The organism is Microbacterium sp. zg.Y909 (assembly GCF_024626565.1).
In genome coordinates this window covers 1-8,011 of sequence record NZ_JANJFJ010000203.1, presented here as the reverse complement: position 1 = coordinate 8,011, position 8,011 = coordinate 1, and the positions used below count along the sequence as shown (strand labels likewise).

Annotated in this window: 6 protein-coding genes; 4 read left to right on the top strand and 2 right to left on the bottom strand. The window is 66.8% G+C overall.

What is annotated here, in order from left to right:
• Window positions 1–360: 360 nt before the first annotated feature.
• A complete protein-coding gene (locus tag NQ160_RS14375) occupies window positions 361–2,925 on the bottom strand; it encodes an excinuclease ABC subunit UvrA (protein ID WP_257515891.1) in 2,565 nt (854 codons plus the stop codon).
• A gap of 666 nt (window positions 2,926–3,591) precedes the next feature.
• Between NQ160_RS14375 and NQ160_RS14370 the strand changes: the two genes are divergently transcribed.
• Both NQ160_RS14370 and NQ160_RS14365 read left to right on the top strand, forming a co-directional pair.
• Window positions 3,592–4,308: an RHS repeat-associated core domain-containing protein gene (locus NQ160_RS14370; protein ID WP_257515890.1), complete on the top strand. Its 717-nt coding sequence runs from the start codon at window positions 3,592–3,594 to the stop codon at window positions 4,306–4,308.
• 85 nt (window positions 4,309–4,393) lie between these two features.
• Window positions 4,394–4,963 carry an RHS repeat-associated core domain-containing protein gene (locus NQ160_RS14365; protein WP_306853442.1) on the top strand — a complete coding sequence of 190 codons (570 nt, stop codon included), beginning with the start codon at window positions 4,394–4,396 and terminating at the stop codon, window positions 4,961–4,963.
• Window positions 4,964–5,760: 797 nt separating this feature from the next.
• Here the strand turns inward: NQ160_RS14365 and NQ160_RS14360 are convergent.
• Window positions 5,761–6,423, bottom strand: coding sequence for a hypothetical protein (locus NQ160_RS14360; RefSeq protein ID WP_257515889.1), 663 nt, complete (start codon window positions 6,421–6,423; stop codon window positions 5,761–5,763).
• Between the two features lie 211 nt (window positions 6,424–6,634).
• On the opposite strand from NQ160_RS14360, the gene NQ160_RS14355 reads away from it, so the two are divergent.
• Both NQ160_RS14355 and NQ160_RS14350 read left to right on the top strand, forming a co-directional pair.
• Window positions 6,635–7,408: an SDR family NAD(P)-dependent oxidoreductase gene (locus NQ160_RS14355; RefSeq protein WP_257515888.1), complete on the top strand. Its 774-nt coding sequence runs from the start codon at window positions 6,635–6,637 to the stop codon at window positions 7,406–7,408.
• Window positions 7,409–7,539: 131 nt separating this feature from the next.
• Window positions 7,540–8,011, top strand: a 472-nt coding sequence (locus NQ160_RS14350; protein WP_257515887.1) for a DUF2252 domain-containing protein, incomplete at its 3' end; no start/stop codon positions are given.

The following is an 8,011-nucleotide window of genomic DNA, read 5'->3' as shown; positions in this document are numbered from 1 at the left end:
CGGCAGTGGCCGCGGGGGGCCGGGTGGTTGAATCCGTCGAGGCGCCCAGCGGATGGATCCTCGCCGACCGGTCGGGAAACAAGGTGTGCCTGGCAGCCTGGCCAGACGGCGCGGAACCCGCCAGCCCCGAGCAAGCCGCTTAAAGTCCACAGCGGCGCAACCAGATAGAGGGCGCGGGACTTCGAAACTAATTTTGCGACCGATTGCCGGTCCTCCAACGGGCACAGTCGGGTGAGCCCGGCTAGAAGTGCCGGCCTTGAGTTGTGAGGATTCACTGAGATTGGCAAGTGACCGTAGGACCCGGACGGTCGTGTGCACCTTCACCGGGCGACCCGCGATCAGCTTCGCCGACGAGACGGGTCAAAGGCTGAGGCGTTCGGCGAGATACGGCGCCGTGCGGCTCGCGGGGTCTTTCGCCACGGCATCCGGTGTTCCCGTCGCGACGATGCGTCCGCCGGCATCTCCACCCGACGGGCCGAGGTCGATGATCCAGTCCGCGGCGGCGACGACATCCATCTCGTGCTCGACGACCACGACCGTGTCTCCCGAGTCGACCAGCGCGTGCAGCTGCGCGAGCAGCCGCCGCACATCGGCGGGATGCAGACCCGTCGTCGGCTCGTCGAGCAGGTAGAGGGTGTGGCCTCGGCGCACACGCTGCAACTCCGTCGCCAGCTTGATGCGTTGTGCCTCGCCGCCCGACAGCTCGGTCGCGGGCTGCCCGAGTCGCAGATAGCCGAGTCCGACGTCGAGGAGGGCCTGCAGGCTGCGGGCAGCCGCCGGCACCGGCGCGAGGAAGTCGGATGCCTGCTCGACCGTCAGCGCGAGCACATCGGCGATCGTCTTGCCGTTGTGGGCGACCTCGAGAGTCTCTGCATTGTACCGGGCGCCGTGACAGGTCGGGCAGCGACCATAGCTGCCGGGCAGGAAGAGGAGCTCCACCGACACGAACCCCTCGCCGAGGCAGGTCTCGCAGCGTCCACCGGCGACGTTGAACGAGAAGCGTCCGGCGGTATACCCGCGCTCCCGAGCGAGGTCGGTCTTCGCGAAGGTCGTCCGGACCGCGTCGAACAGGCCCGTGTATGTCGCCAGGTTCGATCGAGGGGTGCGTCCGATCGGCTTCTGATCCACGCGCACGAGGCGGTCGATGTGCTCGAGCCCCGTGGCACGGCGCACCGTCAGCGTGTCGGCGTGCGCATCCGGGAGCGTCGCCTCGGTGAGACCTGCGTCATCGCCTGCGGGGTCGGTGGTCGTGGCGTCGTCGTCCGGATCATCGATGCCGTCGTCGCGGCCGGAGCGCAGATGCTCGCGCACGACATCACGCAGCACGCGGCTCACGAGCGTCGACTTGCCCGACCCTGAGACACCGGTGACCGCGACGAAGGTGCCGAGCGGGATGGCCGCATCGACGTCGGCGAGGTTGTGCAGCGTGATGCCCTCGACGGTGAGCCAGTTCGCGGGCTCGCGCACGTCGCGGCGGTCTGCCGCCGCGGTGCCCTGATCAGGGAAGAGGAACGGCCGGGTGACGGATGCTTCGACCGCGGCGAGTCCGTCGACCGCTCCGCTGTAGAGCACGTCACCACCGCCCTCGCCCGCTCCGGGGCCGACGTCGACGATCCAGTCGGCGTGGCGGACGACATCCATGTTGTGCTCGACCACGAAAACCGAGTTGCCCGAGCGTTTGAGCTGCTCCAAGACATCGAGCAACGGCTCCGCATCGGCGGGGTGCAGGCCGGCCGACGGCTCGTCGAGCACGTAGATGACACCGAAGAGCCCTGACCGCAGCTGGGTGGCGAGCCGCAGCCGCTGCATCTCGCCGGGGGAGAGCGTGGTCGTCACCCGGCCGAGCCCGAGGTACCCGAGGCCGAGGTCGGTGAGCACGGTGATGCGCGCCAGTAGATCGGTGGTGAGAGCGACGGCAACATCGGTGCGCTCGCCGGAGAGCGTGGTCGGCAGCGCGTGAGCCGCATCCGTGAGCTGCGTGGTCGGGCGCAGCACCTCGGCGAGTTCGGCCATCGGGAGGGCGTTGAGCTCGGCGATCGTGCGCCCGGCGAACGTGACGGCCAGTGCCTCGCGGCGAAGACCTGTGCCGTGGCAGAGCGGGCACGGGCCCGACCGCACGAACTGCAACACTTTCGAGCGCATCATCTGGCTCTTCGAGTCGGCCAGCGTGTGGAAGACGTACTTCTTCGCACTCCAGAACATGCCGTTGTAGGGCTTCGCCACGCGGTCGCGCTGAGGGGTGATCTGCACGACCGGCTGTTCGTCGGTGAAGAGGATCCAGTCGCGGTCGGCCTGATCGAGGTCGTGCCACGGGCGCTCGACGTCGTACCCGAGCGCGATGGTGATGTCTCGCAGGTTCTTCGCCTGCCACGCACCCGGCCAGGCGGCGATGGCGCCATCGCGGATGCTCAGCGAGGGATCGGGTACCAGCGAATCCTCGGTGACGGTGTGCGAGACGCCGATGCCATGGCACTCGGGGCAGGCGCCGGCTGCGGTGTTCGGCGAGAACGCGTCGGAGTCGAGGCGCGTCGTGAACCCTTCGGGGAAGGTGCCGGCGCGGGAGAACAGCATCCGGAGCGAGTTCGACAGTGTGGTGACGGTACCGACGCTCGATCGCGAGCTGGGGGCGCCGCGGCGCTGCTGCAGTGCGACGGCTGGGGGTAGGCCCGAGATCGACTCGACGTGCGGATCATGACCCTGCTGGATGAGGCGCCGTGCATAGGGGGCGACGGATTCGAGGTAGCGGCGCTGGGCCTCGGTGAAGATGGTGCCGAATGCCAGGGATGACTTGCCCGATCCGGAGACGCCAGTGAACGCGACGATCCTGTCGCGCGGCACATCGACGTCGACGTTCCTGAGGTTGTTCTCGTTGGCGCCGCGAACGCGGACAAACGCATCGGTCGGTTCGTTCGGGGTTCCGGGCATCGGTCGAGTGTATCCGTGGGGCTCTGGGGGAGAGGTGAGGGGGCGGTGCGCGCCACCTCGACTCCGAGAAGACCCAGATCATCTCGCTTGAGCTCGCCATCCGAGGCTTCTTCCCCGTCCACCGCGGAGAGTTCTCCGTGTCCCTCGCCATGACGTACGACGACATCGGCATTCATCGAAATGCTCAAGGAGATCGTGATCGAACTGGAGACGGCCTGACTGACGGCCTCGGGGGCCGGATGGCCCTCGAGGCGACCAGGGCTGCAGGTCCAACCGCCCCTAGCAGTGCGGTCCCCCACAGATCGACTGCGGCCGGCCAGGTCCACTTGCTTACAGGAAAACTGAGCACCAGTTACAGGAAATGCAGGAACGGCACACCACCGCGATCCGCACCAGGACAGGTTCTGCCAACAGCCCACCGGTGGGCCGTTGGCAATACTGATTGCAAAACGGTCGAGAAACGAGAAGGGCACTGGCTTCGAGCCGGTGCCCTTCTTGTTTTGCGTTGGTGAGCGTGCTGGATGCCTGTTCACAGAATCCTTTACCTTGCCGGTTGCTATGCGCTAGCTTTCAGGCACGCGTCATGCAGATTGGGCCGCTGGTGCGGGATGTTCATGGGGGAACGACGGTTGGGGGGAGTGTGTCGGCACGTACGCGCGCGGATGGTTGGCGGGAACGGTCGAGGTGCTGCAGCAGCAGACTCCCACCGCCACCTACAACCTCGTCTACGGTCGCACCAACCAGGTCGGCCAACCCGTCATCGAGCAAGCCAAGATCGGTTCGGTCACCGCGTACGTCGACAACGACCCGGTCACCGGGCAGCCGCTGATGCTGCGCACCTCCACCGGCACCGTCAGCCTGTATGTCTACGACGGCACAGGAAACCCCACCGCCATCCTCCGCGACTTCGCCGGGACCGGCTACACCTACCAGTACGACCCGTACGGGCTCCCGACCGTCACCTCCAACAGCGGTGGCACCGGGCTCTCCCAGAACCCGTTCCTATTCCAGGGTGGCATCCAGGACCGCGCCACCGGGTGGGTGCACTTCGGAAACCGCTGGTACAACCCAGCTATCGGGCGCTGGACCCAACAAGACACCCTCGACGCACCCCTCGACCCCACCAACGCCAACCGATACGCGTACGCCGGCTGCGACCCCATCAACAACACCGACCCGACAGGCAGGATTTCTTTCGACTGCGGCTTGAGCATCTTCGGGACAGTCGGATCCATAGTTCTCTTTGAGGTGACCGTTATAGCGGGAGCAGTCGGCACCGTCGCTTCAGGGGGCGTCGTGGCCCCGGGGGCCACTGCATTGGCCATCGCGGAGTTCGTATTAATTGGTGCGAGTCTCGCCGGAACCGTGAGTGCGTGCGGATGAACCAGCGTGCAACATTTTGGACTCTCGCGATCCTGGCGCTGACGCTACATCTGCTCATCATCGTGATAGGGGTCTTGACTCGCGAATGGTGGCTGAGTGTTCTGTCGTTGCTGATCGCTATCTGTTGGATCTTTTGGGCACGGAGTGTGTTGAGAAAGATGCCTCCTTGAGCTCGGATGGTGACCGATACGCAACGATGAGGAGGGCTAGATCTCTGGGTGGTGCGCGCACTCGTCGGCGTGACCCTCGGGACAACCTCAGGTTGGCCGCCTCCCGGAGTTGTGATCCGGCAGGTCAAGCGACCAACGCCCGTGGGTGGGTGCACTTCGGAAACCGCTGGTACAACCCAACCCTCGGGCGCTGGACCCAACAAGACACCCTCGACGCACCCCTCGACCCCACCAACGCCAACCGATACGCGTACGCCGGCTGCGACCCCATCAACAACAGTGATCCGACCGGCAGGTGCACTCTCACCGAAGCTTTGAGTGTGACTGCGGACGCCGGGACCGTCGCGGGCTTGGCCACCGGTGCGGTAGCCCTTTTCGTCGGGGCGTTCGTGCCAGTCTCCGCCCCGGTAGGAGCCGCGGCCACGCTCGTCGGCGGGCTAGTGGGCGCGAACATCGGGGCGTACACCTATATCTTCACCTGTTAGGAAGTGACCGTGGCTCAAGACAAGACGCGCGCATTTGTAGTCTGGGTGCTCTCCCTCTGCGCCGTACTCTGCATCGTTCTGGGGGCAATAGTCCTCATCACGGGCGCGAGCAATTGGTTCCCCTCATACGTGACAGGGCCGATACTCATCACCTTTGGTGTCGTGACTCTGGCGATCTTCCTGCGTTATCGCGCCAGCAGAGACTAGAGATGATGTGCACGAAACCGTGCGCGTGTCTCACCGGTGGGGGTCCGGCGACTCGCCGGTTAGCCACAGGATCGCTCGGAGCCCGACCCGCTCTTCCGGACACCTGAGTTGAGAGAGAGCCGACCGCCGCTTGCATGTTCCAGCGTCACGGGAGCTGGCGGCGTCGCGTCCGGCAACGCGACGGATGGCCCCGCGCTCACCCCTACAGGAAGAACGAGGAGTGGTTACAGGAAACGCGGGAACGGCATCCGGCCGCGATCCGCATCAGGGCAGGTTCTGCCAACAGCCCACCGGTAATGGCAAAGGGTCGGCTCCTCGGAGCCGGCCCTTCGTCGTTGCCGCGAGCGATCATCAGGCGGGCCCCTGCCGCCGGAGGCTCCGCGGCTCGCGCAGCGGGGCGTGGAGTGGCGGCAGGGCGCAGCCCGACCGGTAAGTCCCCGCTGTTCCGCTCGGTTGCCCCCGGATGGCCGGGCGGCGCTCTACGCACCTCCTGGGTATGGACGCCGAGAACAGCTTGTCGCTCGAGCATTGGGGGCTCGAGAAGCTCTTCGACTTCCACGAGCGCGCCGAGTATCTGCGCGTGCCGGTCGTCAGCGCCTTCGGTGCCGCTCGACGCCAGCAGCTGCCAGCATCGCGCCGGAGACGAAGGACGCGATGGCGATGCCGGGCGCGAGGGCGGTGCCAAGGAGCATCAGACCCACGCCGACCCACAGCACCAGTGGCGACCAGCGGCGCGACGTCAAGGCTCCCACAGCTCCTACGAGCAGTGCGAGGGCGCACGTCGCGAGACCGAGGAGCACTGTCGAGATCCACAGGCTTACACCCGTCTCGTCGTCGGGTCGCGGACCGGTGTAAGCAGTTGCGGCATAGAACGTCCAGAAGCCCACCCACGCCAGTGAGACTGCCGCGAAGACGAGATACACGACCGAGCGACCGGTCGACGGCCGGGCGACGGCGACGAGAAGCCCGGCGAGCAGAAGCAAACCCGACATCCCGCCAAGCACGACGACCACCCCGAGGTATCCGATGCCGTCCGCGCACGCCCAGGTGCCGTCCGGACCCCATTCACCGCCGATGTTCCACGAGCAGTTGAAGTGAAGCGTTCCGCGCACAAGGCCAACTGAGCCCCCCGCGAAGAGGAAGGCAAGGAGTCCTCCGAGCACGACCACGACCGCTACTGCCGCCGTCTGCCCGCGTTCGGGGCGCGCCGATGTCGTGCTCGGCCCAGCGGCATCCATTGACGGGGTGGTCACCGTCCAGACGTTATCGGTCCAGCCCCGCTCGGAGAAAGGCCATGTCCCATGCGGGCTGAGGCACGCGTTCCGAAGGCTACTGCGGACGAGCACGGCGATCGTTTTGCCGTTGCGCCACGCTTGACCCTGTGGCGACCACACGGTCTTGACTCGCCGTGTCGACGTCGTCCCGGCCGCTCCGGCGGTCGAATGCCCACAGGAGACCTTCACCATGACAACTCGAAGACAGCGAGTCGCGATCGTCACCGGCGCGGGGAGCGCTCGCGGAATCGGGTTCGCGTCAGCGCGTCTTCTCGGGCTCGCCGGAAACCACGTGGTGATCACATCGACGACGGCTCGCATCTTCGAGCGGGTCGCAGAATTGCGCGACGCGGGCATCCGAGCGGAAGGGGTGGTCGCCGACCTCACCGATCAGGGCGGCGCGGACGCGGTCGTCGCGTGTGCGCGGGATCTCTTCGGCGGAGTGGACATCCTCGTCAACAACGCCGGGATGACGGCCGTGTCCGACTCGTACGCTCCGGGCGGGAACGGCAGAACGGTCCTCGGCCACTGGCACGCCTCGCTCGATCGGAACCTCACCACGATGTTCCTGATGACCAGCGCGGTGACGGGCCCCATGCAGGCCGCCGGCTACGGGCGCGTCGTCAACGTGTCCTCTGTGTCGGGGCCCGTCGCGGCATACCAGGGCGATGTCGCGTACCACGCGGCGAAGGCCGGGATCGTCGGACTGACGCGCGCGGCGGCGATCGAAATGGCCGCGGCCGGCATCACGGTGAACGCCGTCGCTCCGGGGTGGATCGACACGGCATCCGCCTCCGATCAGGAACGGCGGATGGGGGCGGCCACACCGGTCGGCCGATCCGGCACCGCAGACGAGGTGGCATACGTGATCGCATCTCTCGCCGGCGAAGGCGCGTCGTACATCACCGGGCAGCTCATCACGATCGACGGCGCCAACTCCATCGCCGAGGAGCGCGGTCGATGAGCCCCGCAGCCGAAGCCCTCTCTCGTACGGGCGCGGGGAACCCCGCCGTCCGGCAGATGCGAGCTGTCGATCGACTACGTGCGCAAGAAGCGATCCGCGACGCACGGCTTCTGCCGTTGAGGTATGCGCGGATGGCATCCTCCCCCTGGGCATACCTGCGCGGCGCCGCAGCCGTGATGGCCGCCGACCTCGCCGCTGCGCCGCATTCGGGACTCACGGTGCAGATGTGCGGCGATGCGCACATCCTCAATTTCGGTCTGTGGGCCTCGCCGGAGCGGAGTCTGCTGTTCGACGCGCGCGATTTCGACGAAACTCTCCCGGGGCCCTTCGAATGGGATCTGAAGCGCCTCGTCGCCAGCGTGCACGTGCTCGCCGACTCGGAGCGACTCGGCGGCACCTGCGGTGAGGATGCCGCAGCCGCAGTCCTGACGGGATACCGCAAGGCGATGCGACGGTACGCCCGCATGGGAGAGCTCGACGTCTGGTATGACCAGGTCACGGCCGATGTGCCGCTGAAGGGACTGACCTCGGACTTCGCCCATGCCGCAGCGCGCGCTATCGAGAAGCAGTCGCGCAAGCAGACCCACCACGGCTCGGCGAAGA